We start from the raw sequence: 324 nt of genomic DNA on the forward strand, positions 1-324 counted from the left end.
TCCAGGTGCTGCTCGGCCATGCCAAGCTGAGCACAATGGCCCGCTACACGCATGTCGCCACCAGGACGATCCGCGATACGGTCAGCCCCTTCGAGCGGCTGAAGCAGTTGCAGGATCAGACGCTGAAGCGCGGACCGGAATAACCCGCTCGGGGTGTCCCGGCAAAAGCTGGAGATTGCGGACATCTTCCGGGCTCATGGTCCCGCGTGGCGGCGGGCCAATGCCGGGCATGTCAGCCTCAACCAGCTCAAGGTCATGTCGGTAATCGAGACCTGTCGCACAGAGGCGCTTGGCGGGCATGTGGCGGCCTGTGCCAAGTGCGGC

1 protein-coding gene and 1 pseudogene are annotated in these 324 nt (G+C 64.5%); both read left to right on the forward strand.

Features of this window, described 5'->3' with window-relative positions:
• Positions 1–143 (forward strand): annotated as a pseudogene (locus E1297_RS50045) (integrase); the annotation flags it as partial.
• Between the two features lie 10 nt (positions 144–153).
• The coding region (locus E1297_RS00410; protein ID WP_368669413.1) for a transposase zinc-binding domain-containing protein at positions 154–324 on the forward strand (171 nt) is incomplete at its 3' end.

It is taken from the genome of Roseibium sp. RKSG952, from assembly GCF_009711355.1.